22 protein-coding genes are annotated in these 24,550 nt (G+C 72.5%); 12 read left to right on the forward strand and 10 right to left on the reverse strand.

Annotated features, from left to right (window positions below):
- Positions 1 to 12: 12 nt before the first annotated feature.
- The 5 genes from DEJ19_RS06775 (at position 13) to DEJ19_RS06795 (ending at position 3,980) form a co-directional block, all read left to right on the forward strand.
- On the forward strand, positions 13 to 873 hold the full coding sequence (locus DEJ19_RS06775) for a hypothetical protein (RefSeq protein ID WP_111234132.1): 861 nt from the start codon (positions 13 to 15) through the stop codon (positions 871 to 873).
- 49 nt (positions 874 to 922) lie between these two features.
- The gene (locus tag DEJ19_RS06780) at positions 923 to 1,408 is read left to right on the forward strand and encodes a luciferase domain-containing protein (RefSeq protein ID WP_258377480.1); all 486 of its coding nucleotides are present in this window, start codon (positions 923 to 925) and stop codon (positions 1,406 to 1,408) included.
- A gap of 196 nt (positions 1,409 to 1,604) precedes the next feature.
- The gene (locus DEJ19_RS06785) at positions 1,605 to 2,537 is read left to right on the forward strand and encodes an ABC transporter ATP-binding protein (protein ID WP_111095987.1); all 933 of its coding nucleotides are present in this window, start codon (positions 1,605 to 1,607) and stop codon (positions 2,535 to 2,537) included.
- A complete protein-coding gene (locus DEJ19_RS06790; protein ID WP_111055522.1) occupies positions 2,534 to 3,397 on the forward strand; it encodes an ABC transporter permease in 864 nt (287 codons plus the stop codon). Before DEJ19_RS06785 ends, DEJ19_RS06790 begins: the two co-directional genes overlap by 4 nt.
- A 94-nt stretch (positions 3,398 to 3,491) precedes the next feature.
- Entirely contained in the window at positions 3,492 to 3,980 is a 489-nt protein-coding gene (locus DEJ19_RS06795) for a hypothetical protein (RefSeq protein WP_111234133.1), read from the forward strand.
- A gap of 12 nt (positions 3,981 to 3,992) precedes the next feature.
- Here the strand turns inward: DEJ19_RS06795 and DEJ19_RS06800 are convergent, their stop codons facing one another.
- Positions 3,993 to 4,598 (reverse strand): dihydrofolate reductase family protein, encoded by a 606-nt coding sequence (locus DEJ19_RS06800; RefSeq protein WP_111234134.1) that lies wholly within the window; start codon positions 4,596 to 4,598, stop codon positions 3,993 to 3,995.
- 103 nt (positions 4,599 to 4,701) lie between these two features.
- On the opposite strand from DEJ19_RS06800, the gene DEJ19_RS06805 reads away from it, so the two are divergent.
- Positions 4,702 to 6,657 (forward strand): family 43 glycosylhydrolase, encoded by a 1,956-nt coding sequence (locus DEJ19_RS06805; protein WP_111234135.1) that lies wholly within the window; start codon positions 4,702 to 4,704, stop codon positions 6,655 to 6,657.
- Positions 6,658 to 6,857: 200 nt separating this feature from the next.
- Positions 6,858 to 8,270 (forward strand): protein kinase domain-containing protein, encoded by a 1,413-nt coding sequence (locus DEJ19_RS06810; RefSeq protein ID WP_181441631.1) that lies wholly within the window; start codon positions 6,858 to 6,860, stop codon positions 8,268 to 8,270.
- Between the two features lie 596 nt (positions 8,271 to 8,866).
- Here the strand turns inward: DEJ19_RS06810 and DEJ19_RS06815 are convergent.
- A complete protein-coding gene (locus tag DEJ19_RS06815) occupies positions 8,867 to 9,664 on the reverse strand; it encodes an SDR family NAD(P)-dependent oxidoreductase (protein ID WP_111234137.1) in 798 nt (265 codons plus the stop codon).
- A 110-nt stretch (positions 9,665 to 9,774) separates the two neighbouring features.
- Between DEJ19_RS06815 and DEJ19_RS06820 the strand changes: the two genes are divergently transcribed.
- Positions 9,775 to 10,680, forward strand: a complete 906-nt coding sequence (locus DEJ19_RS06820; RefSeq protein ID WP_111234138.1) for an AraC family transcriptional regulator — start codon at positions 9,775 to 9,777, stop codon at positions 10,678 to 10,680.
- 6 nt (positions 10,681 to 10,686) lie between these two features.
- Here the strand turns inward: DEJ19_RS06820 and DEJ19_RS06825 are convergent, their stop codons facing one another.
- The 6 genes from DEJ19_RS06825 to DEJ19_RS06850 all read right to left on the reverse strand — a co-directional run bounded on the left by DEJ19_RS06825 (position 10,687) and on the right by DEJ19_RS06850 (position 18,068).
- A complete protein-coding gene (locus tag DEJ19_RS06825; RefSeq protein WP_111234139.1) occupies positions 10,687 to 11,172 on the reverse strand; it encodes a tetratricopeptide repeat protein in 486 nt (161 codons plus the stop codon).
- Positions 11,169 to 13,067, reverse strand: a complete 1,899-nt coding sequence (locus DEJ19_RS06830) for a DUF6807 family protein (RefSeq protein ID WP_111234140.1) — start codon at positions 13,065 to 13,067, stop codon at positions 11,169 to 11,171. Before DEJ19_RS06830 ends, DEJ19_RS06825 begins: the two co-directional genes overlap by 4 nt.
- Positions 13,064 to 14,743, reverse strand: a complete 1,680-nt coding sequence (locus tag DEJ19_RS06835) for a hypothetical protein (protein ID WP_111234141.1) — start codon at positions 14,741 to 14,743, stop codon at positions 13,064 to 13,066. The genes DEJ19_RS06830 and DEJ19_RS06835 overlap by 4 nt, the downstream gene beginning before the upstream one ends.
- Positions 14,743 to 15,693, reverse strand: a complete 951-nt coding sequence (locus DEJ19_RS06840) for a carbohydrate ABC transporter permease (protein WP_111234142.1) — start codon at positions 15,691 to 15,693, stop codon at positions 14,743 to 14,745. The genes DEJ19_RS06835 and DEJ19_RS06840 overlap by 1 nt, the downstream gene beginning before the upstream one ends.
- Positions 15,690 to 16,664, reverse strand: a complete 975-nt coding sequence (locus tag DEJ19_RS06845; protein ID WP_220035347.1) for a carbohydrate ABC transporter permease — start codon at positions 16,662 to 16,664, stop codon at positions 15,690 to 15,692. Before DEJ19_RS06845 ends, DEJ19_RS06840 begins: the two co-directional genes overlap by 4 nt.
- Before the next feature lie 123 nt (positions 16,665 to 16,787).
- Positions 16,788 to 18,068 (reverse strand): extracellular solute-binding protein, encoded by a 1,281-nt coding sequence (locus DEJ19_RS06850; protein WP_258377481.1) that lies wholly within the window; start codon positions 18,066 to 18,068, stop codon positions 16,788 to 16,790.
- Between the two features lie 245 nt (positions 18,069 to 18,313).
- Here DEJ19_RS06850 and DEJ19_RS06855 point away from each other — a divergent pair, with 245 nt between their 5' ends.
- From DEJ19_RS06855 to DEJ19_RS06870, 4 genes are all read left to right on the forward strand, one after another.
- Positions 18,314 to 19,381 carry a LacI family DNA-binding transcriptional regulator gene (locus DEJ19_RS06855; RefSeq protein ID WP_110895417.1) on the forward strand — a complete coding sequence of 356 codons (1,068 nt, stop codon included), beginning with the start codon at positions 18,314 to 18,316 and terminating at the stop codon, positions 19,379 to 19,381.
- A 131-nt stretch (positions 19,382 to 19,512) separates the two neighbouring features.
- Entirely contained in the window at positions 19,513 to 20,715 is a 1,203-nt protein-coding gene (locus DEJ19_RS06860) for a Gfo/Idh/MocA family protein (protein ID WP_111234161.1), read from the forward strand.
- Entirely contained in the window at positions 20,712 to 21,923 is a 1,212-nt protein-coding gene (locus tag DEJ19_RS06865; protein WP_111234144.1) for a DUF993 family protein, read from the forward strand. The genes DEJ19_RS06860 and DEJ19_RS06865 overlap by 4 nt, the downstream gene beginning before the upstream one ends.
- The gene (locus tag DEJ19_RS06870; RefSeq protein WP_111234145.1) at positions 21,920 to 22,825 is read left to right on the forward strand and encodes a sugar phosphate isomerase/epimerase family protein; all 906 of its coding nucleotides are present in this window, start codon (positions 21,920 to 21,922) and stop codon (positions 22,823 to 22,825) included. Before DEJ19_RS06865 ends, DEJ19_RS06870 begins: the two co-directional genes overlap by 4 nt.
- A gap of 32 nt (positions 22,826 to 22,857) precedes the next feature.
- Here DEJ19_RS06870 and DEJ19_RS06875 read toward each other — a convergent pair whose 3' ends face one another.
- Both DEJ19_RS06875 and DEJ19_RS06880 read right to left on the reverse strand, forming a co-directional pair.
- Positions 22,858 to 23,532 carry a class I SAM-dependent methyltransferase gene (locus tag DEJ19_RS06875; protein ID WP_111234146.1) on the reverse strand — a complete coding sequence of 225 codons (675 nt, stop codon included), beginning with the start codon at positions 23,530 to 23,532 and terminating at the stop codon, positions 22,858 to 22,860.
- Positions 23,533 to 23,739: 207 nt separating this feature from the next.
- On the reverse strand, positions 23,740 to 24,489 hold the full coding sequence (locus tag DEJ19_RS06880; RefSeq protein ID WP_110865573.1) for a FadR/GntR family transcriptional regulator: 750 nt from the start codon (positions 24,487 to 24,489) through the stop codon (positions 23,740 to 23,742).
- Between the last annotated feature and the right edge of the window lie 61 nt (positions 24,490 to 24,550).

Here is a 24,550-nt window from a genome sequence, read left to right on the forward strand (position 1 = left end):
TAGGCTCGACACGTGGAACTGATCAAAGACGCCTCACGCGGCGACTGGTTGCTGGCCCGGGCCGGCGCGTTCACCACGTTCGGCGGCGTCGCGGGCACCGGCTTCGAGGCGTACGTCCGGATCCTGCACCCGCTCCGAGCGGATCGCGAGGACCGGACGACCGTGGACGAGCACGACGAGCACCCGGTCCTCGAGTCGGCCGAGTGGCGCTGGGCCGACGTCGCCGAGCGCACCCGTCGGACGATCGACCCGCTCGTGTCGTGGCAGACGCTCAGCGGTCGGGACGACGAGTCGGACCTGCCCTTCGAGGACGGCTGGGTCGTCCATCCGCCCGAAGAGGGGTGGTACGAGCCGACGCAACTCGCCGCGCTCACCGAGCTTCTCGCCGACGCGACGTCGACCCCGGACGACCTGGTCGGGGCGGTCTGGGACGGATGGGGCGACCTGAACGGGACGTCGACGTTGGGCTTCGGGTGGCAGGGGAGCGGCGAGCCGACGGCGGCCGAGCGCGTGGATATGCAGGCGCACATGGCCCGGGCCCAGGCGCAGCACCGGCGGGAGCAGGCTGCGCTCCGGGAGTCGCTCGCGGGTCCGCGCTTCCTGTGGCCAGCCCGCGAGTGCTTCCTGCTCGCCATGTCCCTGCCGCAGCTCAGCGACCCGTCCTGGATGGACGACGCCCGCGTGGGCACGTACGTCGACTTCGGGCACACCCCGCAGATGCTCTGGCCGGAAGGGCACGAGTGGGTGCTCGCCACCGAGATCGACTGGGACTCCACGATCCTCGCCGGGTCACGGTCGCTGGTCGACGCGATCCTGGCCGACGACCGGTTCGAGGCGTACGAGGTCGACGCGGACGCTTCCCCGTCCTCGTGAGGGCCCGAACAGGAGCGGTGCAGCCTGTCCGAGACGGTATAGTCGAGCGGTGATCAGTTTCATCCGCCGCGGCGAGCGGCCAGCTGTGTCCGACACCGGACCCCAGCGGCAGCTCACCGAGCGCGCGACGCCGGAACTGTGGGGAGCGCTCGTCGGGAGTGCCGTCGCCCTGCCCGGCGTCGAAGAGGGGCACAGCCAGGTGTCGCCGGCGTCGTCACGCGCGTTGTTCCTGCGCGATCAGCGCGACCACCTCGTCCCGTGGACCTCACTGGCGCCGGATGGACGACTCGAGCCCGTGCACCTGCACGGCGTCGAGGACACCTCGGTCCACCTCTGTCTCCCGGTCGCACGGGGCGCCGAACTGACCGAGCTCGGCTGGGCGATCCCGCACCAGTACGAGGACCACGGGACCGAGTTCATGGTCTACGGCCCGCGCGACGTCGACGAGCTTGCGGTCGTGCTGTCGATCATCGAGGAGAGCCTCGCGTTCGCTCGCGACCCTGGCGACGAACGCCCGGCGCACCACCCCGCCTGATCACTTCGCGTCCAGCGACACCTCACGGCCGGCTGCGCGCGTGGACTGTCGCCCAGCGCGAAGAGCCGCGCGATCCCGCCCGCACCCGCACCCGCGCGCCGCGCCCCCGCGCCACCCCCGCGTCACCCTGTGGGAGCGCACATCTCCCCCCAGCGGCGGACGCGGCGACGCCGAGCGCTCCCGTAGCGTCGAGGCCGTGATCGAAGTCAGCCATCTCACCAAACAGTACGGTCCGAAGACCGCCGTGGACGACGTCTCCTTCGTCGTGCGTCCCGGCAGTGTGACCGGCTTCCTCGGGCCCAACGGCGCCGGGAAGTCCACCACGATGCGCATGATCATGGGGCTCGACCGGCCCACGTCGGGCACAGCCACCGTGAACGGCCAGCCCTACACGAGCTTCCGCGACCCGCTCCGGCAGGTCGGCGCCCTGCTCGAGGCGAAGGCCGTGCACTCGGGGCGCAGCGCCTACAACCACCTGCTCTCCCTCGCGGCGACCCACGGCATCCCGAAGTCCCGCGTGCACGAGGTCATCGACATGACCGGCCTCGACTCCGTCGCGAAGAAGCGCGTCGGCGGGTTCTCGCTCGGCATGGGGCAGCGCCTGGGAATCGCTGCCGCACTGCTCGGCGACCCGAAGACCCTGATCCTCGACGAGCCGGTCAACGGCCTCGACCCCGACGGCGTCGTGTGGGTGCGTCAGCTCGCCCGGCGCATGGCCGCCGACGGCCGCACGGTGTTCCTCTCCAGCCACCTGATGAGCGAGATGGCACAGACCGCCGACCGCGTGGTCGTGCTCGGCCGGGGCAAGGTCCTCGCCGACGCCCCCATCGCCGAGTTCGTCGCCGGTGGTGGCGCCGCTGCCGGCACCGATGCCGCCGTCAGCCGCGTCATCGTCCGCACGCCGGACCCGAACGGCCTGTTCAACGCCATCGGCCCGAACGCCGCGGTCACCCAGCGCGAGGACGGCTCGTTCCTCGTCGTCGGGCCCGACGCACCGACGGTCGGCAACATCGCCGCACAGGCAGGCGTCCCCCTGCACGAACTCACCCCGACCGGCGCGAGCCTGGAAGAGGCCTACATGGCCCTCACCCGCGACGACGTCGAGTACCGATCGGAGGGCACCCGATGAGCGCCACCACCTCGCCCACCACGCCGTCGACCCGGATGTCCGGCTCGACCCGCCTGTCGTTCCCGCACCTGGTGCGGAGCGAGTGGATCAAGCTGCGCAGCATCCGGTCCACGTTCTGGTGCTACGCGATCCTGGTCGTCCTCACGATCGGCATGGCGGCGCTGATCGGGGCGAACACGAACAGCGGCGGCCAGGAGCTGCCGACGGACCTCGCCAACGGCACCTTCGTGAACGCCAACGCCGTGGGTGTCCTGCTCTCGTCGCTCGTCGTCGGCGTGCTCGGCGTCCTCATCATCACCGGTGAGTACGGCACGGGCCAGGTCCGCTCGACGTTCACCGCCGACCCGCGGCGCACCGGCGTGATCCTGGCGAAGGCCACCGTCCTCGCCATCGCGACCTTCGTCGTCAGCGCCGTCGCCACCTGGATCGGCGTCCTCATCTCGCTCCCGCTGCTGGCCGGCAACGGTGTCGAGCCGGAGCTCGGGGACCCGTCGGTGTTCCTGCCGATCCTCGGTTCGTCGGTCTTCCTGACCCTGCTGGCGCTCCTCGCGTACGGCATCGGTCTGCTCGTCCGGTCGAGCGCCGGCGGCATCGCGATCACGCTCGGCCTCCTGCTGGTCGTTCCGGGGGTGCTCGCACTCATGAGCGGACTGATGAAGGTCGACTGGCCGATGGACATCGCGGCGTTCCTGCCCGACTCGGCCGGCGGCCAGCTCTACGCCTACTCGTACGACGGCGCGAGCACGGTCGACAACAGCGGGGTCGTGCTGAACGGCTGGGGCGGCTTCGGCGTCCTCGCCGCCGAGGTGCTCGTCGTCGGTGGCCTCGCCCTGACGCTCGCGCGCCGTCGCGACGTCTGACGCGACCACCCCACGGCCGGGAGGCGCGGTGCCAGCCGGCACCGCGCCTCCCGTCGTTCCGCGGGCGGGTCCACCGCGTCACTAGGCTCACAGCGTGCGTTCCGTCCCCGCCCTGCTCCTGCCCGCGATCGCTGGTGTGCTCCTGCTGGCCGGCTGCGCCGGGCCGCCGCCCGTCGACGAGGCAGCGCTGTCCGCCTGGGAGAAGCGCCAGATGGCCACCCACTCGGACCGGGATCTCGGGGCGATGTCCGCCGACGAGTCCGCCGGGCAGAGCGCGACGGGGAACGACGACGAGATCGACCGCGGCGTCACGATCACGTTCGCGCACCCGGAAACGGTCGACCACCTCGAGTTCTCGTGCTTCGGTGACGGGCACATGAGCGGTTCCGTCATGATCGTCTCCGGTGGCACCTCTCGGAACCACATCACCGAGGCGATGCCCTGCGGCGACGGAGAGCAACGCATCGACCTGCGGCGAACCTGGCGTGCCGAGGTCGACAGCGTCTCCTTCAACGGGTTCGACAGCGACCGGGACAGCGCCTGGAACGTTCGCGTGATCGGCGCAGAGCCCGTCGAGGACTGACCGAGCGAGCGCTCAGGACCGCCGGACGTCGTACCGGTGCAGGGTGACACCGTTGTCGTAGCGCTGCTGCTCAAGCAGGTCGAGCTGCACGAGCGGGCGGTGCCCCGAGCGCGGCGGATCGAACAACGGGCGGCCGGCGCCGAGCACCGACGGGTGCGTGAAGAGCATGACCTCGTCGAGCAGCCCGGCATCGAGCAGCTGACTCGCGATGCTCGGTCCGCCCACGCCGATGTCGCCCTCGCCGTCGGCACGAATCTCGGCCAGCTCGGCGATCGCGTCGCCGTCGCCACCGATGACCCGGGTGTCGTGGTCGGCGGTCGTCCGGGTGCGGGACACCAGGATCTTCGGCTGCGCGGTCCAGATCTCGCCGTACTCGCGCAGGTACTGCGGCATCGACTCGTCGTGCCGGGCATCCGGCCAGAACGGGTCCATCATGTCGCGCACCATCCGCCCCTCGACGGACAGGGTCATCGCGGCGGCGCGGGCGTTGAACTCGCGGTGCAGCGGCTCGTCGATCCGGATCCAGTCGGGCCCGTCCAGGCCGTCGTGCTCGCCGGGGGCCCGTTCGACGAACCCGTCGACGGAGACGTTGATCCAGTAGACGAACCTCGCGGGCATGGCATGACTCCTTCGTCGAGCCGAGCGTACGCTGGCGCACGTCGCCCGTCGACACCGCAGTCCCTCCAGCAGCACCTCCCTCAACGACGAGAGCAGGTCCGGCATGCGCCGATCGTCCACCGCACTCCTCGCCGTCGTGACGTTCCTCGGCGTCGCGACCACGGGCCTCCAGGCCGCACCAGCGGATGCGTCCGCGGTGCCGGGCGGGACCACCCGGGCGACCACGACCACGACCGTGGCGTCGAGTGCCGCCAGCCGGCACGGCCGCGCGGCGCCCAGCCACCAGAACCCGGTCGCGCTCAGCCTGCCCGACGGGCAGACGGCGGCGAGCTGCGCGGATCCGACCGTGATCCACGGAGCCGGACGCGACCGTAACTGGTACCTGTACTGCACCACCGACGCGCTCACCGCGACGGAGCAGAACCCGGACGGGTCCCTGGTGCAGCACGCGGTGCCCACGTACCGGTCGACCGACCTGACCCACTGGACGTACGTCAACGATGCCTTCCCGACGAAGCCCGCCTGGGTGGGCGACGCGAACGGGATCTGGGCGCCGGACGTCGTGTACCGCGCCGGAGACCGTGGCCGGGCCGGTACCTGGTACCTGTACTACGCGGCCTCGGACACCCCGTCGGCGACGGGGCCGACCGGCGGCGGCTCCGCGGTCGGGGTGGCGACGAGCTCGAGCCCGACGGGGCCGTGGAAGGACTCCGGCGGACCGGTCGTGGCGCCGCAGACCGCACCGAACGGCGACGGAGCACGGTGGGCGTTCGACCCCGAGGTCATCACCGACAAGGGGACGACCTACCTGTACTTCGGCAGCTACTTCGGCGGCGTGAACGTCCGACGCCTCAGCGCCGACGGCCTGCGCTCCGACCCGTCGACCGAGCGGCAGATCGCGATCGACAACCGCTACGAGGGTGCGTACCTGATGCGGCACGGCGGCTGGTGGTACTTCATGGGCTCCGCGACGAACTGCTGCAACGGCGCCCTGACCGGCTACGGCGTCTTCGTCGCCCGGTCGCGCAGCCCGCTCGGACCGTTCACCGACCGCGACGGCGTAGCGATCACGAGCACCCGGGTCGGCGGCACGCCCCTGCTCGCGCAGAACGGCAACCGGTGGGTCGGCACCGGCCACAACACCGTGGTCACCGACTTCGCCGGGCAGGACTGGATCATCTACCACGCGGCCGACCGCGCCGACCCGTACTACGCGGGGCAGCCGACCTACACGAAGCGGCCGGCGCTGATCGACCCGCTCGACTGGCAGGGCGGCTGGCCGGTCGTCCGCGGTGGTGCCGGGCCGTCCGACACGGTGCAGCCGGGGCCGGTCGCGCAGCCGGGGCAACGGCCGACGTACCGGGCGTCCACCGCTCCCGTCGATGTGCCGGGCCGGACGATCCGGGCACTGTCGACCTCGTTCGACGGTGCCGCGCTGCCGGGGGCGGCGCCCGGGGCAGAGCCCGGAGCGCTGCCGGCCCAGCTCGCCTGGACGCGTGAGCCCGACCCGTCCACGTGGACCGTCGCCGACGGGACGTTCCGCTGGCAGACGCAGGACGCCGACATCCACCCGCCGGCGACGCCGCTCGCATCGGTGCTGTCCGAACCGGCACCCCGTGGGGACTACGTGCTCCAGACCACGGTCGGGGTGGACACTCCGGCCACCGGCGACGGCCTGAACTACGTGCAGGGCGGCCTGATCGTCTGGGGTGACGACGGCAACTACGTCCGGCTCACGTCGAACTCGATCTTCAACACGCGCCAGACGGAGTTCGGCAAGCAGGTGTCCGGGCAACCGGCCGGGGCGCCGAGCTACGGGAACATGGTCGTCGGTCCGGTCGGGGACACCACCACGCTCCGGATCGTCCACCGCGCAGTCCGGGGTGAGGACCGGTACACGGCCTACACGAGCCTGGACGGTCGGCACTTCGTCCGGGGCGGCACCTGGACGGCGGACCTCGGCAGTGCACCCCGCGTCGGGCTCATCTCGCTCGGAGGCCCCGGCTTCACCAGCACCTTCGAGGACCTCCGCGTGAGCACGGTCGCGACGCGTCGCTGACGGGGCGGTCGGGTGGTGCCGGGATCGCAAGACACCGGTGTTCGCACGTTGAACCGCGGTCTGCGCGTGTTCGACCCGCGAACACCGGTGTCTTGCACGCCGAACGGCGCGCGTTCAGCCGGAGAACGACGTCGGCGAACGAGATACCCGTCGGGATGCGAAGATGCATCGTTGGTGCCGGAGCCGAGAACGAGGGTTGGATGATCCCGACGGAAGACCACGACGCGAGCGCGCCGCTGCTCGACGGTCGGTACCGCGTGGAGCAAGCGATCGGCCAGGGCGGCATGTCCGTCGTCTACCGGGGTGTGGACGAGAGCCTGCACCGCCCGGTCGCGATCAAGCTCTTCCACGCGGGCATCGTCGACATCGCCCGGCAAGAGGCCGAACTCGGCGTGCTGGCGTCGCTCGAGCACCACAACCTCGTCAGCCTGCTCGACGCCGGAGTCGTCACCGGGCAGGACGGCACGCAGCAGCGCTACATCGTGATGTCGCTCGTCGTCGGGCAGGACCTCGAGGAGCGCCTGGCCGTCGGCCCGCTCGCCTCGCGGCACATCGCCGAGATCGGCTACGACATGGCCGAGGCCCTCGACTACATCCACGCCCACGGCGTCGTGCACCGCGACATCAAGCCGTCGAACATCCTGCTCGTCGACTACGGCAACGGTTCCGACCGGGCCCGGGCGCGCCTGACCGACTTCGGCATCGCGCTCGCCGCCGGTGTCGAACGCCTGACCGCCGACGGTGTGACCACCGGCACCGCCGCCTACCTCAGCCCCGAGCAGGCGCGCGGCGGCGAGGTCGGCCCGCCGAGCGACGTCTACTCGCTCGGCCTCGTGCTGCTGCAGTGCTTCACCCGCCGCCGCGAGTTCCCGGGCTCCCTCGTCGAGTCCGCCGTCGCCCGGCTGTCCCGCGACCCCGTGGTTCCCGAGCCCCTGCCCGAGCACTGGAAGCACCTGCTCCGTGCCATGACCGCTCAGGACCCCGCGGCCCGTCCGCTCGGTGCCGAGCTGGTCACGATGCTCCGCGACGTCGTGATCGCCGAGACCGCCACGGCCGACCACGTGGTCGAGCCGACCGACGAGACGGCCCCGGTACCGACGCGCCCCGAGACGGACCGCCCGGCGACCCTCGACACCCTGCCCGACGAGTCGCTGCAGCGCACCACGGCGATGGCGGCCCGGCTCTTCGATGCACCGATCGCCCTGGTCGAGGTCCTCGACGAGGATCGCGAGTGGTCCCAGTCGTACATCGCCGAGGGCATCGACGAGGCGGCCCGCAGCATCAGCTTCCGCAACGGCTTCGCGCCGGTCCCCGTCCCCGTCGTGATCCCGGACGGCTCCGCGCACCCCGAGATGCGGAACAGCCCCCTGGTCACCGGTCCGCTCGGCATCCGCTTCTACGTCAGCGTTCCGCTCGTCAAGCACGACGGCTCGCCGATCGGCACGCTCGCCGTGCTCGACACCCGTCCGCGGCAGGCCACCGAGGACGACCTCGCGAACCTCCGCGACCTGGCGGCGCTCGCCGTGTCGCAGCTCGAGATCCGCCAGGAGTCCCTCCGCACGACCAGCGACTCGCTGCCGGTCCCACGGGTGGTCGGCGACCACACCGCCTGACGGGAGGCCCGGTGCCAGCCCGCACCGCGCCTCCCGACCGTGTGGTGGTCGCGCCCACCGCCGCGCCCACGCCGTCCGCCGAGCGGTCACGATCCGTCGCCCACCGCCCCGCCCACGCCGTCCGCCGAGCGGTCACGATCCGTCGCCTGGCGCGCTCCCGCGCGACGGTCAGTGACCGCACGACCACCCGCCAGCGGCGCGTCGTGACCACTCGCGGACCGATGCCCGGCTGACCGACTCCTGCCGAGCGGGCGAAATGCCGAGGTGCCTCCACGTGCCGACCCCGGTGTTCCGCCCGTTCGCGGTGGTGGGGGTTCGCGCGGGGCGGCTGGCGCTGCCGAGCGGGCGAAATGCCGGGGTGGTTCCGCGAGAGGACCGGGGCATTTCGCCCGTTCGTGGTGGTGGGGGTTCGCTCGCGTCGGCTGGCGCTGCCGAGCGGGCGAAATGCCGGGGTGCCTCCGCGTGCCGACCCGGGTGTTCCGCCCGCTCGTGGTGGTGGGGGTTCGCTCGCGTCGGCTGGCGCTGCCGAGCGGGCGGAATGCCGGGGTGCCTCCGCGCGCCGACCCGGGTGTTTCGCCCGCTCGTGCGGGGCGCGCTCAGCCGAGGCGGGTCGCGGCGAGGCCGCCGTCCACGTCGATGGTGGCGCCGTGCACGAAGGTCGCCTCGTCGGAGGCCAGCCAGCGCACGGCGAACGCGACGTCGACCGGTCGGACGGGTGCGCCGGCCGGGGTGCCGGCCGTCATCTGCGCGAGGACGTCGTGCGAGTCCGCGTTGCCCGGTGTCGCGGTGGCCCCGGGCGACACGGTCGACACCCGGACGCCGTGCGGTCCGAACTCGGCTGCCCAGGCGCGGGTCAGCTGCTCGACCGCGGCCTTCGTCGCCGGGTAGAGCGCCGTGAACGGGACGCCGACGCGGGACATCCACGAGCCGATGTTCACGACGACGCCCGAGCCGCGTTCGACCATCGCAGGAGCCAGCGCTCCGACCAGCACGTGCGGCGCGCGGACGTTCGTGGCCCACAGCGCTTCGGCGTCGTCGTCGGCGAGCAGTGCGGTCGGTCCGACCGGGTAGACACCGGCGTTGTTGACGAGGACGTCGACCCGGCCGCCGAGGGCCTCGGTGGCGCGGGCGGCGAGGTCGCGGACCGCGTCGGGGTGCGTGTTCAGGTCGCCGATCACGGCCACGGCGGCGCCTCCGGAGGCGGTGATGACGTCCACCACGGCCTGCGTGCGCTCCGGGTCGCGACCGGCGACGGCGACGGTGGCGCCGGAGGCGGCGAGGACACGGGCGACGGCTTCGCCGATGCCGCTCGAGGCGCCGGTCACCAGCGCGGTGCGGCCGGCCAGTCGGTCGTCGGTGGTCAGGGAGTCGAGGAGTGCTTCGTTGGTCTGCATGCTCCGATGCTCGGTCCCAGGTGCGTCACGGCGGTTGCCCAGGACTCCGGAGTGCTTGCCGGATCCTGCACGGGCACCCCTCGCATCAGGAGCCTCGACAGAATGGGCACATGGACGACGTCACCTCGGACCGACTGGACCGTGCGCTGCAGAGCGTCCTCGCCCATCTGGACGACACGGAGCGCGCCGGACGGCTCGGCCTCCGCCTGGCCCGGGTGGACCGTCCGACCGACCTCGGGTACCAGCGCTACACGCCGTCGATGTCGGTGGTGCTCGCTGGGCGAAAGCGCTCGATCGTGGGGGATGACGACCAGCTCTGGGGTCGCGAGCGCTTCATCATCACGCCCGTCGACCTGCCCGTGATCGCCGGGGTGGTCGAGGTCGAACCACCCGCGGGGTTCGTCGCGGTCGTCTGGCAGCTCGACCCCACGGTGGTGGGCGAAGTGGCGACGGCGATGTCCCGGCCGCACCAGGACGATGCGCCGCCCGCACGGCTCGGCAGCTGGACCCCGGCCCTGGCGGATGCGTTCGCGCGGCTCGTCGGGTTGCTCGATGCTCCGGAGGACATGGCGGTCCTCGCCCCGCTCGTGACCCGCGAGGTCGTGCTCCGCCTGCTGCAGACGGACCAGGCGCCGCGGATCCTGGCCGCAATCGGCAACCATGAGGGGGACGTGGTCGCGGCCGCCACCGCCCTGCTCACCGACCGGATGGCGGACCCGTGGTCGGTGGCGGGCCTGGCTGCGGCGGTCCGGACGAGCAAGTCGACGCTGTTCGCCCGCTTCCGGCAGGTCACCGGGATGAGCCCGGTGCAGTACCTGCGGCGGCTGCGACTCGGAGAGGCCCGTCGTCGGATGGTCGTGCTCGGTGACACCGCCGCCCAGGCTGCGGTCGCGGTGGGGTACCGGAGCGCCTCGCACTTCTCGCGCGACTACCGTGCCCTGCACGGCCGGCCACCGGCTGCCGATGCCGATCGGGCTCGTGCGCTGCTCGCGCGGGGCGAGGCCGCGATCGCCTGAGTCGCGTCAGTCCTCGGTGAGTGCCGCCGCGTAGGCACGGACGGAGCGGTGGTACCGGGGGAGCGTCGGCTCGACGGCCTCGATGGCGACGCGGAGTGCCTCGGCGGAGCGTCCCGCGCTGTGCAGGGCGAGCGCGAGGAACACCCGCGGTGCCCCACCGGTGGCGGGGTGCTCCGGGGTGTCGCGGAGCATCGCGATGGCCGCGTCGATCCGGCCGAGGTTCCGCAGCGTCGAGGCGTGCTGGACGACCATCCGTGCGGCGCGGTCCGGATCGGCGGTGTCGAGGCCGGCTGCGGTCGCGGCGGCGTACTGCACGTCGGCGTCGGCCTCGTGTCCGCCCGAGTCGAAGGCGCCGCCGAGCTCGAACGCGCCGAGTGCGGGATGCGGAGCGTCGGCGACGAGGTCGCGCATCCGGTCGATCCGCTGCTGATCGTCGATGGTCTCGTCGTCCCACAGTGCCGCGACGCGCGACTCCCAGTCCCCGGTGCTCATCCGGCGAGCGTACCGCCGTCGGTGATCGTCGCGCGGAACGAGCGGACCAGCGGAGCGCCGGGCTGCACGACGGCGGGAGTGTCCCACGCCAGGGCCGAGCCGATCGCGGGGTACTCCTCGGCGCGGACGAACCAGGGGTCGTCGTGGTCGAGGGCCTCGATCCGGATCGTCGCCGGGCCGCCGTCGAACACCGCCGACCAGGTGATCCAGGGCGCGACCGAGCCGTGCACGGCAGCCTCGCCCTCGGCGTCGGCGGTCCGGACGACGATTCCCGTGCACTCGGGGAACCGCCAGAAGAAGCCGCCGTAGCCGGCTCCGGTCCGGCCGTTGCTGCCCGGACCCCCGAGGTGCACCGGGGCATCGCCCGGGGCGCGGAACGACGACGACCAGGACAGTTCCCACCCGCTGGTGACCGCGCGCCACCCCAGGGTGCGGTCCTCGCGCAGGACCACCGTGCGGTCCGGGCCCCGCCAGACGAGCTCTTCGGCGGACGTCGTGTCGTGCTGCTCGGCGTGCACGACCTCGACCGAGCCGTGGTCGTCGCGCCACACGTAGCCGCGGCCGTGGACGTAGGTGCGGCCGCCCCAGCCGTTCACACCGTCGATGTCCGGGATCGCGACGCCGACCCCGCAGTGCCAGTCGTGGTCGCCTGGGTGGTGCGCGCTGACGACGGTGCCACCGCGGGTGCGGACCGGGTGCAGGTACGGCCGCGGGGACGACGTGGCGATCGTGCCGGCCCCGTCGCGCTCGACGGCGACCGTGACGTCGTCCACGGTCAGCACCTGCAGCGTCTCGTCGCGCACCGTGAGTGCCCACGGTGCGCCCACCTCCGAGAACAGTGCTCGTGCGTCGGCCGCGCGGTCGATCGTGTCCTCGACCTCGGTCACCACCGGGCGTCGGGTCGGACCGTCGCCCTCCCACTCCACCCAGGGGTGGTCGAGTTGCACCGGTTCGGCTGCGCGGACCGCCTCGAGCACCTCGACGAACGCGCCGGTGGAAACCAGCGGCACCAGGAGCGCATCGCCGCGGGACCGGTGGGCGAGCAGGTTCTCGAGCAGGTCGGTGCGCTGCAGGTGTTCGGTCGCGCCGTCGATCGTGACGTCGTCCGTCGTGTAGTGCAGCACACCGTCCCCCGTCGTGCCCCGCACCCGCACGGACGGCGGGACCTCGGTCGTGGCGCAGAGCGTGAGCGCGGCAGTGGCCTCGAGGCCGGCGGTCGTGGTGACCCGGACGGCCGAGGTGTCGTCGCCCTCGATCGCGTTCGCCCGGTAGAGCTCGACCTCGACCCGGGCGACTTCGGTGGCTCGGCGGCACCCGACGAGTGCCAGGGCCGTCGCCACCGCGTGGGCGAGCGGGTTGGTGACGACACCGTCGAGCACGTCGACGCCGCCGACCCGACGCCGACCTGCCCAGGGGGAGCGGTCCCAGTACGCCTGGTCGCGGGTCCAGGTGCCGACGGCGGCCGCTGACCGGACGGCACCGACGAGCGACCCGTTGCGGAACGCCGGCAGCGCGGCGGAACCGAGGCTCTGGAATCCCACCTGCACGACCCGGCCGTTGCGACGTTCGGCCTCGAGCAGCACGCCGAGGGCGCCACGTGTGGTGACCGGGGGCTTCTCGAGCAGCACGTCGGCACCGGCGTCGAGCGCATCGAGCGTGAGCGGCAGGTGGGCCGCGATCGGTGCCGCCACGACGACGACGTCCACCGGGCCGAGGAGCCGAGCCGCGGCCACGTCGGGCACCACGGGAGCGCCGGCGTCGGTGGTCGTGCCGAGTGCGGGATCGACGACGGCGGTCAGCGCGCAGGCACCTGCGGCCACGAGCCGGTCGATGTTCGCGCGGTGGTGCAGGCCGTAGCCACGGGCCCCGACGAGCACCACGCCCGGCAAGGTCATCGGCCGGTCCCGATCACGACGCGTGTGGTGCCGGGGGCTCGGCCGGTGACGTGGACGTGCTCACCCTGCGGACGGTCCGTCCCGCCGAGGAACGCGTAGTCCTGCCCGGGAGCGTAGAAGCCCGGCTGCTCGGGACCGGAGCCGTTGCCCGGGCCGAACGTCACGACGTCGGCTCCGACGCGGTAGCTGCCGGTCCCCTCGGGCAGGACGCGCTCGCCGGTGACGGTGTCGGTCTGCACGCCCGTGACGGTCCCCCCGGGGCGGAACGTCAGCTGCAGTGACCACGGCACCTCGGCCCCCGCGGTCACGACGTCGAGGACGACGGCGTCCGGTGTCACCGCGACGTCGACGGTCGTGGTGAGGGTCACCGTGTCGACGGACCGGTCGCCGAACGCCATGGCGGCGGAGAACCGTCCTTCGTCGGCGAGCGGGTAGCGGCCGTCCGGCTGGCGGCCACCGACGGGCAACGGCTGGTGGTAGCCGGCGGACACGGTCTCCACGAGCCGGTAACGCCCGTCACCGAGCGCCTCGAGCGCGGTCGGCCGGAACGGGCCGAGGCCGAAGAACTCACGCGAGAGCCGCACGTCGGACAGCACGACCGACCCGGCAACGACCCGCAGGAACGTCGGGCTGTTCGCCAACCCCGATCGGACGTGGCCCTGGGCGGGGACGTCCGACCCGGCGAAGAGCACGACGCTGCGGTCGGGCTCGCGGACGTGCACGAGCCGTGCGTCGGAGAAGGTGTGCACGGCTGGAGCCAGGGCGACGGGCTCCGGCAACGGACGCCCGAGCAGGGGATCGGTCATCGTGCGCGCGGCGACGGTGGCGGGTTGCCACATCTCGGCCACGGCTGCCCGAGCGGCGACCGCGGCGAGGTCGCCCCGGCCGTCGAGCACCGCGACGTGCCAGAGCAGCGGCGCGAAGGCTCCGATCCCGAACGGCTGAGACTGGTCCTGCCGACGGGACTGCACAGTCTCGACGGTGTCATCGGGCAGCAGGAGCGCGAGCGTGGCGTCGAGCGAGCGGCGCACCGGGTCGAGCAGGGCGGGGCGGTCGAGCACGGAGGCGAGCACCAGGAACGACGGCCCGGACACGGCGGACGCGTAGTTCGGGCTGCGCTCCGACCACAGGCCGTCGGCGTCGATGTCCGGGCCCTCGGCCAGCCACGCGTCGATGCGCTCGACGAGCGCTGCCGACGGGTGGAGCCGGTGGACCCGGGCGAGGGCGGCCGCGATCTCCCACCGGTGGTTCGGGGTGTGCACCCCTCCGGCCAGCAGCGCGGGAGTCGCCCGGTGCACGATCGCGTCGAGGGCGTCCGCCAGTCGAGCCGCTGCCGGCACCGTCGCCCGGTGCGGTGCGAGCAGTTCGAGTGCGTCGCAGACGTCGTTGACGGTGAACGCGGAGTCCGGCGGGGAGAGCACGTTGTCGCCGCCGAAGAACGTGCCGCCGGGCGACTGCCGGGCCGCGAGGTGCCGGACCCAGCCGTGCGCGGTGGCGAGGTCGTCGTCCGCGGGGTGATCCGGTCCTCCAGGCCGTTGCCGGACCCACGCACCGACCAGCGCGAGCGCACGCGCCATCAGTTCCCGGTGCTGCAGCGCGGCCGGGTCGTCGTCAGCGAGCCGCAGGCGGGCGACCTCGGCGTCGGCGGCCGGGCCAGCCAGGTCGAGGAACCCCATCAGTCCTTCAGACCCGCGTTGAGGTCGGCACCGTTCACGTACTTCTGGAACACCAGGTAGAGCAGCACGAGCGGGATGATCGAGATGACCGATGCGCCGAGCAGGACCGTCCAGTTCACGTTCTCGGCACCGACGATGCTCTGCAGGGCGATCTGGATCGTGAACTGCTTCGGGTCGTTGAGCACCAGGAGCGGCCAGATGTAGTCGTTCCACCGCCACTGGAACGAGAAGATCGCGAGCGTCAGCATGATCGGGCGCGAGATCGGCAGCATGATCCGCCAGAAGATCCCGAACTCGCTCGCCCCGTCGATGCGGGCGGCCTCGACCAGGTCGTCCGGTACGGTGATGAAGAACTGCCGGAACATGAAGATGCCGGTCGCCGTGATGACCGACGGCACGATGATGCCGGCCAGTGAGTCGTACATGCCGAGGTCGCGGATGACGATGAACGTCGGGGCGAGGATCACCTCGGTGGGGAGCATCGTCGTGGCGAGGATGCAGACGAAGAACACCTTGAGCCACCTGTTGTCGTACTTGGCTAGGGCGTACCCGGTGGCCGCGCTCGCCAACACCGTCAGCACCGTCGTGACCAGGGCGACGATCACGGTGTTGCCGAAGTACCGGGCGAAGTCGTAGCTCGACCAGGCCTCGGCGAAGCCCTCGACCGACCAGTTCTCCGGCAGCAGGGTGAGCGGGTACGAGAACAGCTCACCGCCCGGCTTGAACGCACTGAGCACGAACCACAGCACCGGGAACCCGAAGGCGATGATGAACACCCAGAGCAGGGCCGTGGCGGCGATGGCCTTGGGACGCGGGGGAGCGTCCGTGGCCGTCGAACGACCGGGACGACCGAAGCGAGCGGAACGCCCGGAGCGCCTGGTCCGCCCGGTCCGCCCGGCTCGGCGGCCGCTTCCGGTCTGGTCGGTCTCGGCGGGGAGCGTGGCGGTCATCGACGGGACTCCGTCCGGCGGTTCACGGCCAGCTGGATCAGCGCGATGGCCATGAGGATGAGCATGAGGACCATCGACGCTGCGCTCGCGTAGCCGATGTGGGCGTTCTGGAACCCGTTCGTGTAGATGTACTGCACCAGCAGGTTGTTGTCGGTGCCCGGACCACCGCCGTTGAGCGCCTGGACGGTGGCGAACTCCTTGAACGCCCCGAGTGACGACAGCAGGATCACGATGAACGACGTCGGCGCGATGCTCGGCAGGGTGATGTAGCGGAACTGGTGCCAGGCGCCGGCGCCGTCGAGCGAAGCGGCCTCGTAGTACGACTGCGGGACGTTCCGGATCGCGGCGACGAACAGCAGCATGTTGAACGCGGCGCCGGCCCACGCGGTGGCGAACACGACGACCAGGAGCGACAGGTCGGCGTTCGACTGCCACGGGACGGCCTTGCCGCCGAGGGACTCGATGACGAAGTTCGCCAGACCGAAGTTCTCGCCGAACATCCACCGCCAGATCACACCGGTGACGATCGGGGAGATCAGCCACGGCACGAAGAACACGATGCGGGCGACGCTCCGGCCCTTCGCCGCGGGGCTCGTGAGCATGAGCGCCATCGACAGCGCGAGGACGAAGCCCAGGGGGACGGCGACGATCGCGTACAGGAACGTGCGGCCGAGGGCGGCGTAGAAGGTGTCGTCAGCGAAGAGCTCGAAGTAGTTCGCGAGGCCGATGAACTTCGGGTCGACGACACCGTTGTAGTCGGTGAAGGAGTAGCCGAGGCCGATCACGGCGGGCCACACGAAGAACACCACGAACAGGACGGCGTTCACGCTGACGAACACGATCGGGGCGAGGACGGGCTTGCTGACGCCGGAGCGTCGGCGCTTCGTCGCCCTGGGGGCGCCGGGCCGTCGGGGCGGCACCGGGGTGGGCACGGCGGTCTGCACGTCGCCGGCTGCGGTGGGGATGCTCACGATGATCCTCTTCGTTCGTCGTGCGGGCGGTGTTCGGGGCGGCGGGGCCGGCGGGGCCGGAGCCCCGCCGGGGCCGGGTGGATCTGCGGCGGGCCGGGCGCTCCACGCACCCGGCCCGGACCGTCACCCCACGTGCTCCTCGTAGTACTTCGTGATCGTGTCGAGCGTCTCCTTGGCCGACTGCTGCCCGTTGATGAGCTTGCCGACCTCGGCCGTGGTCGGGTCGGTGCCGAGTTCCTTGCCCTCGACCGCCCATCCCGAGGCCGCCTTGGCGTAGGAGCTCGAGATCGGGTCGGCCGCCTCGATCTCCTTCTGGTAGAGCGCGAAGGAGTCCTTCGCGGCCTGCGACTCGAAGGGGTACTGGATGTCCAGCCCGGACTCCACCGGCAGGAACCCGTTGGTGGTCACGAGCTTCGCGTAGTTCGTCGGGTCGTACATGTAGTCGATGAACTTCTCCGCCGCGGCACCGCGGGTGTCGGAGTTCTCGAACCCGACGATGTTGCCGCCGTAGTTGATCTCGGTCGCGTGGGTCGGGTCGGCCGGGGTGGCGGCGCTGGCCCAGTCGAAGTCGGTGATGTTCGACGCGAAGTCCGACGACTGCCAGACGCCGGAGAAGTACGCGACGACCTGGCCACTCTTGAACAGGGCGTTCGGGTCCTGGCCGCTCGTCCAGACCGACTTCGGCATGACCGAGTCATCGTTCATGTCGGCGAAGTCCTGCAGCGCGTCGACGGTCTTCGCGTCGGTGGGGAAGGAGCCGTCCTTCTCCTGCTGCATGAAGTCGGTGCCCTTGGTGAACATGTACGCCCGCAGTCGTGACGGCGACGAGTCGAACACCAGGTCGTACTTGGCGCCGGTGTCGGCCTTCACATTGTCCGCGGCGTCGAGGAACTCGTCCCATGTCCACGCCTTCGCGGGGTCGGTCGGGTACGCGACGCCGGCCTTGTCGAACAACGACTTGTTCACGAACAGCCCGGCCGCGGTGACGTCGGACGGGATCGAGGTGACCTTGCCGTCCTTGTCCTTCGCGATGAGGTCCTGGTCGATCCCGTTCGCCTCGTCGTCCACGATCGATGCGAGGTCGACGGTCTTGCCGCTCCAGATCGGGTCGATGCCCGCGGCCCGCACCACGTCGGGCAGTGAGTTCGCCTGCGCCGACTCGCGGAGCTTGGTCTGCAGGCCGTCGTACGGCAGGTTCACGATCTTCACCGCGACGCCGGTCTTCTCCTCGTACGCGGTCGCGAGGTCCTGGTAGCCCTTCTCCTGCGCGGACGAGGTGGAGAGCCAGAAGGTCAGCTCGTCCACCTTGCCGCCGCCACCGGACCCGCCGGAGGCGCAGCCGCTCAGGAGCGCGAGCGCGGCGATGCCGCCGGCGAGTGCGAGCATTCTCTTGGATGACTTCATCGTCACTGCTTTCGTTCGGGACCACGTGCTTCTGCCGTGGGCGAGCGTTCGGGGTGTCTCGGCCGAGGACCCCAGGTCTACACGACACCGGCGGTTCTGGCAAGCGCTTTCCTGAGCGATGTTCTGACAATGTGACCTGCGTTGTGCACGGTGCGAGCGGCGGGGCCGCCGCCCGCCGTGTCCGGCGGGAAATCGCTATCCTCACCACAGACCGCGCACGGCGCGGACCGGACTGGAGGCACGACATGCCCGAGCGAGGCACCGTCACCCTGGCCGACGTGGCCGAGCGGGCAGGGGTGTCGCTCGCGACCGCCTCGCGGGCGCTGAACGGCAGTACGCGGAAGGTCCGGCAGGAGTCGGTGGACCGGGTGCGCGCCGCCGCCCGCGCGCTCCGCTACACCGCCAACGTGCAGGCGCAGGCCGTCGCGCGCGGGTCCACCACGACCCTCGCCCTCGTCGTCGGCGACATCGCCGACCCGTACTTCGCCGCGATCGCCGCCGGGGCCATCCGCGCTGCCGACGACGCCGGTCTCGTCGTCACGATCACGTCCACCGGCGGCGACCCGTCGCGCGAGGCCGCGGTGCTCGCCGTCGTCGCCGGGCTCCGCCCGCGAGCCGTCGTGCTGGCGGTGAGCCGTCGGCTCGGGGTCGGCTCCGGATCCGCGACGGGCTCCGGACCGTCCGAGGTCGCCGCGGCCGTCGGGGGCCTCGTCGCCGCGGGTGCCGGGGTGTCCGCGCTCGTGTCCGACCTGGACGGCGCCGCAGCGGGCGTCCCCGGCGTGCACGGCGTGGTGATCCGCAACCTCAGCGGGGCCGCCGCGCTCGCCGGTGCGCTGGTGGAACAGGGGCACGACTCGTTCGCCGTCCTCGCCGGGGACCCGGACCTCGTCACCGCGCACGCCCGTGTCGAGGGCTTCGTCGCCGGCCTCGCGGCGCACGGCCTGCGGGTGCCCGACGACGACGTGGTGCCGTCGGAGTTCACCCGGGACGGCGGGTACCGCGCCATGGTGTCGCTGCTCGACCGCGCCGCCGCGGGTGGTGCACCGGTACCGCGGTGCGTCTTCGCCGTCACCGACCTGATGGCCGTCGGGGCGGTCGCGGCGATCCGGGAGCGCGGGCTCGTGCCCGGGGTCGATGTCGGCGTGGCCGGGTTCGACGACGTGCGGATGCTCGCCGACGTCGTGCCGGCGCTGAGCACCGTGCGGCTCCCGCTCGAGGAGATCGGCGAGCGGGCCGTCCGCCGCGCGCTCGGGCTCGAGGCGGACGGGGCCGTCGACGGCGAGGTCGTCCTGCGCGCCAGCACCGCCCGCTGACCTCGTCACACCGCGCACGGCACGCACGCCGTGGTGTACGGTTCCGGCAAGCGCTTTCCAAGACGACGGACAGCGGGCCACAGCGAGCAAGGGAGCACGCGTTGACCACCACGCGCACCATCGGGATCATCATGAACGGCGTCACCGGGCGCATGGGCTACCGACAGCACCTCGTGCGGTCGATCCTGGCCATCCGGGACGACGGCGGCCTGCTGCTGCCCGACGGCACACGCGTGCAGCTCGAACCGATCCTGGTCGGCCGGAACGCCGCCAAGCTCGAGGAGATCGCGGCCCGCCACGGCCTCGAGCACTGGACGACCGACCTCGACGCCGCCCTCGCCGATCCCCGCTGGCAGGTCTTCGCCGACTTCGCGGTCACGAGCGCCCGCGCCGACGCCCTGCGCCGCGCGATCGCCGCCGGCAAGGCCGTGTACACCGAGAAGCCGACGGCCGAGACCTCCGCCGAGGCCCTCGAACTCGCCCGGCTCGCCGCCGAGGCCGGCGTCCCGAACGGCGTCGTGCACGACAAGCTCTACCTGCCGGGGCTGCGGAAGCTCCGTCGCCTGCTCGACTCCGGGTTCTTCGGCCGGGTGCTGTCTGTCCGCGGTGAGTTCGGCTACTGGGTGTTCGAGGGGGACTGGCAGTCGGCGCAGCGCCCGAGCTGGAACTACCGCCAGCAGGACGGTGGCGGCATCGTCGTCGACATGTTCCCGCACTGGAACTACGTGCTCGAGCAGCTGTTCGGCCGCGTCGAGTCCGTCTACGCCCGCGCCGTCACCCACATCGAGCAGCGCACCGACGAGCAGGGCGTGCCCTACCCGGCCACCGCCGACGACGCCGCCTACGGGGTCTTCGACCTGGCCGGCGGCATCACGGCGCAGATCAACTCGAGTTGGGCGGTGCGCGTCGACCGTGACGAACTGGTCGAGTTCCAGGTCGACGGGACCGACGGCAGCGCCGTCGTGGGTCTCTTCGGCTGCCGGATCCAGCCCCGCACGGCGACCCCGAAGCCGGTCTGGAACCCTGACCTCAAGGACGACCGCGACTACCGCGGCCAGTGGCTCGAGGTCCCCGACAACGAGGAGTACGGCAACGGCTTCCGTGCCCAGTGGGAGGACTTCCTGCAGGACCTCGTCGCGGGCCGCCCGCACCCCTACGACCTGCTGTCCGGCGCCCGCGGCGTGGCGCTGGCCGAGGCCGGCCTGCGATCCAGCGCCGAGGGTCGGCGTGTGGACCTGCCGGAGCTGACGCTGCCCGCCGGGGCCGAGCCGCGCCTCCCGGTCGAGACGCCGGAGGTCGCCCAGCGCACCGAGACCGTCGGGGCGAGCGCATGACGGACCTGACGCTGCTGGCGGCGGACGGCACCACGAGCCGTGCGCCGCTCCGCGCACCCGCGGTCGACGACACGACCGGGCCCACGGCGCCCCTCACCGAGCGTGTCGTCTACGCCGCCGCCCACGTCGTCCCGCGCACCGCCGCCGACAACACCCCCGGTGCCCCGGCCGACCTCGACTGGGACGCCACCCTCGCGTTCCGTCACCACCTGTGGTCCTGGGGACTGGGCGTCGCCGACGCGATGGACACGGCGCAGCGCAACATGGGCCTCGACCCCGTCGCCACCCGCGAGCTCATCACCCGCAGCGCGCGCGAGGCACGGTCCGTCGGCGGCCGCATCGTCGTCGGGGTGAACACCGACGACCTGCCCGACGAACCCGTCTCCGAGCAGCAGGTCGTCGACGCGTACGTCGCCCAGCTCCACCACGCCGAGGACGCCGGGGCGGGCGTGGTCCTGATGGCCAGCCGTCACCTGGCACGACTTGCGCACGACGATCCGGCTACCTACCGCCGTGTCCACGGCCGTGTCCTCGAGCACGCGAGCGCACCCGTCGTGCTGCACTGGCTCGGCGAGGCGTTCGACCCTGCCCTCGCCGGGTACTTCGGCGGGCACCGGGCCCCCGACACCGTGCTCGACATCATGCGCGACGCCGGGCCGAAGGTCTCCGGCATCAAGATGAGCCTGCTCGACGCGTCGGCCGAGGTGGCACTCCGCGCCCGCCTGCCCGAGACCGCCCGGATGTTCACGGGCGACGACTTCCACTACGTCGACCTGATCGCCGAGCAGGACGGCCGGCACTCCGACGCCCTGCTCGGCGCGTTCGCCGCCGTCGCGCCGATCGCCTCGGCCGCCGTGCGGGCCCTGCCCGACGAGTCGGCCTACCGTGCCCTGCTCGGTCCGACCGAGGCCCTGTCCCGACACCTCTTCGGTGCGCCCACGTGGCACTACAAGACCGGCATCGCGTTCCTCGCCTGGCTGAACGGACACCAGCCGGCCTTCGCCATGGTGGGCGGCCAGCACGCCGGACGGTCGCTGCCGCACCTGTCCGAGACGGTCCGGCTCGCGAACGCCTGCGGCGCCCTGCAGGACCCGGACCTCGCCGCTTCGCGCTGGCACGCCTTGCTCGCGGTCGCCGGGGTGGAGACGACCGCCGGGAGGCCCGCCCCACGCGCCGCCGACCGCAGGGTCTCCGGGGTGGTCGCGTGAGCACGCTTGCGGGCAGGGCCGTCCCGGTCGCGCCCGGACCGCCCTCGCCGCACCCGCGGCTGTCGGTCAACCAGGCGACGATCAAGCGCGCATCCCTGCCCGAGGCGCTCGACACCGTCGGTCGGGCCGGAGTCGGGGCGATCGGCACCTGGCGCGAACCCGTCGTCGAGCTGGGGCTCACCGAGGCCGTGCGGCGGGTGGCTGACTCCGGGCTCCGGGTGTCGTCGCACTGTCGTGGCGGGTTCTTCACCCTGCCCGAGGGGACCGCGCGCCAGCGGGCACTCGACGACAACCGCCGTGCGATCGAGGAGACCGCTGCCCTGGCCGCCGCGGGCGCACCCGGTTCGGCGCCCGTGCTCGTGCTCGTCGCGGGCGGTCTGCCCGACGGGTCGCGCGACCTGGCCGGTGCCCGCTCCCGGGTCGCGGACGCCCTCGACGCCCTCGTGCCGCACGCGCTCGACGCCGGTGTCCAACTCGCGGTCGAGCCGCTCCACCCGATGTACGCCGCCGACCGTGCCGTGGTGTCGACACTCGCGCAGGCCCTCGACCTGGCGGCTCCGTTCCCCGCCGCGGCCGTGGGGGTCGTCGTCGACACGTTCCACGTGTGGTGGGACCCCGCGCTCGCGACGTCGATCGCCCGCGCCGGTGCAGCCCGCCGCATCGCGTCCTACCAGGTCTGCGACTGGACGACCCCGATCGCGGCCGACCCGCTGCTGTCCCGCGGCTACCCCGGCGACGGGCACGTCGACTTCGGGCCGGTGACCGACGCCGTGGTCGCCGCCGGGTACACCGGTGACGTCGAGGTCGAGCTCTTCAACCAAGCGATCTGGGACACCCCGCCCGCCGAGGTCGTGGCCCGGGTCGTGCAGTCCTTCGCCGCGGCGGTCCCGCTCCCGCGCTGAAGCGTGGCGGGACCTCGCACCGTTCGGTGGCGTCAGCGCGTGCGCCGGGCGAGCACGACGCTGTCGAGCACCTCGTGATGACCACCCTCCGGCGTCGTCGCGGTGCGCGGCCGGACCTCGGCCACCAGGAGGTCCCACCCGTCGTCGAGTCGCAGGGCGGCCAGGTCGTCCTCCGGCGAGGGGAACCGGTACTCCCGCAGCTCGGGCGGCAGGTCGTCGTGCGGGGGAGCGGCGTGCGCGGTGACGAGCAGGTGCCCACCGCGGGCGACGAAGCCCGCGGCACGGTGCAGGATGTCGGCTCGGGGGATCTCCACCGGCCACGACTGCAGGAACGAGGCCGTCACCAGGTCGAACCGCGCGGCGGTGTCCCACCGGGCGAGGTCCGCGGCGACGAACGCCGTCTGCTCCTGGACCCCGGCGGCGACGGCGGCCCGCGAACCGCGCTGGAGCGCCGTCACGGACAGGTCGATGCCCGTCACGTCCCACCCCTGCTCGGCGAGCCACACCACGTCGCCGCCCTCGCCGCAGCCGAGGTCGAGCGCCCGCCCCACCGGCAGCCCCCAGGTCACCGAGGCGAGCACGGCGTTCACCCGGCCCGACCAGATGCCGTCGCGCTCGGCGTAGCGGGCCTCCCACCACTCCCGGGCGGACGGTGCGGTGGTGGCGTCGTTGGCTCCGGCGGCGGAGCCGTCGTGGTGGGTGTGCATGCACGTACTCCAGCGCACCTGCCGGGCCGGACCCAAGCGGTGTTGCCGACCCGGCAACACCGCACGGTGCGGGGCGGGCGTGACCCGGGCCTCCCGTCCGCCCTGATCGTGAGCAGAAGATGTCGGGTCGGCTCGACGGACCCGACCATTCCTGCTCACGAAGCGCGCGCGCACGAGCACGAGCGCGCGCACGGGCGCGCGCGCCCGCTACTCGTCGGCGGGCAACGGCTCGGCGTGCTCGATGCGGGCGCTCGCCGTGGCCATGTGTTCGTCCATCGCGCGCTGCACGGCGGGCACGTCGCGGGCCCGCAACGCCTCGAAGACGGCGCGGTGCTCGTGGAACGCGGCCTCGGTCGCCTGCCGGGTCTGCACGCGCCGCGCGACCCAGACGCTCAGCATCGAGCGCAGGCTCTGCAGCAGGTCGGCGAGCACGTCGTTGCCCGACGCCCGCGCCAGCAGGACGTGGAACCGGACGTCGGCGTCGATGAAGGCCTGCGGGTCGTCGAGCGTCGCCTCCTGCCGCACCAGGTACTCGCCGAGCTCGGTGATCTGCTCGTCGGTGGCGCGCTGCGCGGCGAGGATCGCGGCCGTGCGCTCCAGCGAGGACCGGATCTCGAGCAGCTCGCGGGTGCGGTTCGACGCGAGCATGAGGCCCCACGACAGGGTCGTCGGGAGCAGGTCCGAGGTGCCTCCGCGCAGGTAGGTGCCCGAGCCGGGGCGGATCTGCACGATGCCCAGGATCTCGAGCGCGGCGAGTGCCTCACGGACGGCCGAGCGTCCGACGCCGAGCCGCTCGGACAGGATCCGCTCCGAGGGCAGCCGTGAGCCGGGGGCCAGCTCGCCGGCGGTGAGCAGCGAGACGAGCTGTCGGGCGACCACCGAGGCGGGGGACCCGACGGGCACGGACTCGAGCTCGAGTCGGATGTTGAGGGGGTCGTCCGGGCTGAACGCGGGCATGCAGTGAGCGTACCGGTCGGTCAACCGGTTGCGGCGAGAGCAGCGCCGAGGCGACCAGCGT

This window comes from Curtobacterium sp. MCSS17_016 (assembly GCF_003234255.2).
GTDB classification, from domain to species: Bacteria; Actinomycetota; Actinomycetes; order Actinomycetales; family Microbacteriaceae; genus Curtobacterium; species Curtobacterium flaccumfaciens.

Bases quoted from the DNA above. Each gene is read 5' to 3' on its own strand.
- DEJ19_RS06790 (WP_111055522.1), top strand. From the start codon at position 2,534: ATGAGCGCCACCACCTCGCCCACCACGCCGTCGACCCGGATGTCCGGC.
- DEJ19_RS06800 (WP_111234134.1), bottom strand. From the start codon at position 4,598: ATGCCCGCGAGGTTCGTCTACTGGATCAACGTCTCCGTCGACGGGTTC.
- DEJ19_RS06805 (WP_111234135.1), top strand. From the start codon at position 4,702: ATGCGCCGATCGTCCACCGCACTCCTCGCCGTCGTGACGTTCCTCGGC.
- DEJ19_RS06810 (WP_181441631.1), top strand. From the start codon at position 6,858: ATGATCCCGACGGAAGACCACGACGCGAGCGCGCCGCTGCTCGACGGT.
- DEJ19_RS06815 (WP_111234137.1), bottom strand. From the start codon at position 9,664: ATGCAGACCAACGAAGCACTCCTCGACTCCCTGACCACCGACGACCGA.
- DEJ19_RS06820 (WP_111234138.1), top strand. From the start codon at position 9,775: ATGGACGACGTCACCTCGGACCGACTGGACCGTGCGCTGCAGAGCGTC.
- DEJ19_RS06825 (WP_111234139.1), bottom strand. From the start codon at position 11,172: ATGAGCACCGGGGACTGGGAGTCGCGCGTCGCGGCACTGTGGGACGAC.
- DEJ19_RS06830 (WP_111234140.1), bottom strand. From the start codon at position 13,067: ATGACCTTGCCGGGCGTGGTGCTCGTCGGGGCCCGTGGCTACGGCCTG.
- DEJ19_RS06835 (WP_111234141.1), bottom strand. From the start codon at position 14,743: ATGGGGTTCCTCGACCTGGCTGGCCCGGCCGCCGACGCCGAGGTCGCC.
- DEJ19_RS06840 (WP_111234142.1), bottom strand. From the start codon at position 15,693: ATGACCGCCACGCTCCCCGCCGAGACCGACCAGACCGGAAGCGGCCGC.
- DEJ19_RS06850 (WP_258377481.1), bottom strand. From the start codon at position 18,068: ATGAAGTCATCCAAGAGAATGCTCGCACTCGCCGGCGGCATCGCCGCG.
- DEJ19_RS06855 (WP_110895417.1), top strand. From the start codon at position 18,314: ATGCCCGAGCGAGGCACCGTCACCCTGGCCGACGTGGCCGAGCGGGCA.
- DEJ19_RS06860 (WP_111234161.1), top strand. From the start codon at position 19,513: ATGAACGGCGTCACCGGGCGCATGGGCTACCGACAGCACCTCGTGCGG.
- DEJ19_RS06865 (WP_111234144.1), top strand. From the start codon at position 20,712: ATGACGGACCTGACGCTGCTGGCGGCGGACGGCACCACGAGCCGTGCG.
- DEJ19_RS06875 (WP_111234146.1), bottom strand. From the start codon at position 23,532: ATGCACACCCACCACGACGGCTCCGCCGCCGGAGCCAACGACGCCACC.
- DEJ19_RS06880 (WP_110865573.1), bottom strand. From the start codon at position 24,489: ATGCCCGCGTTCAGCCCGGACGACCCCCTCAACATCCGACTCGAGCTC.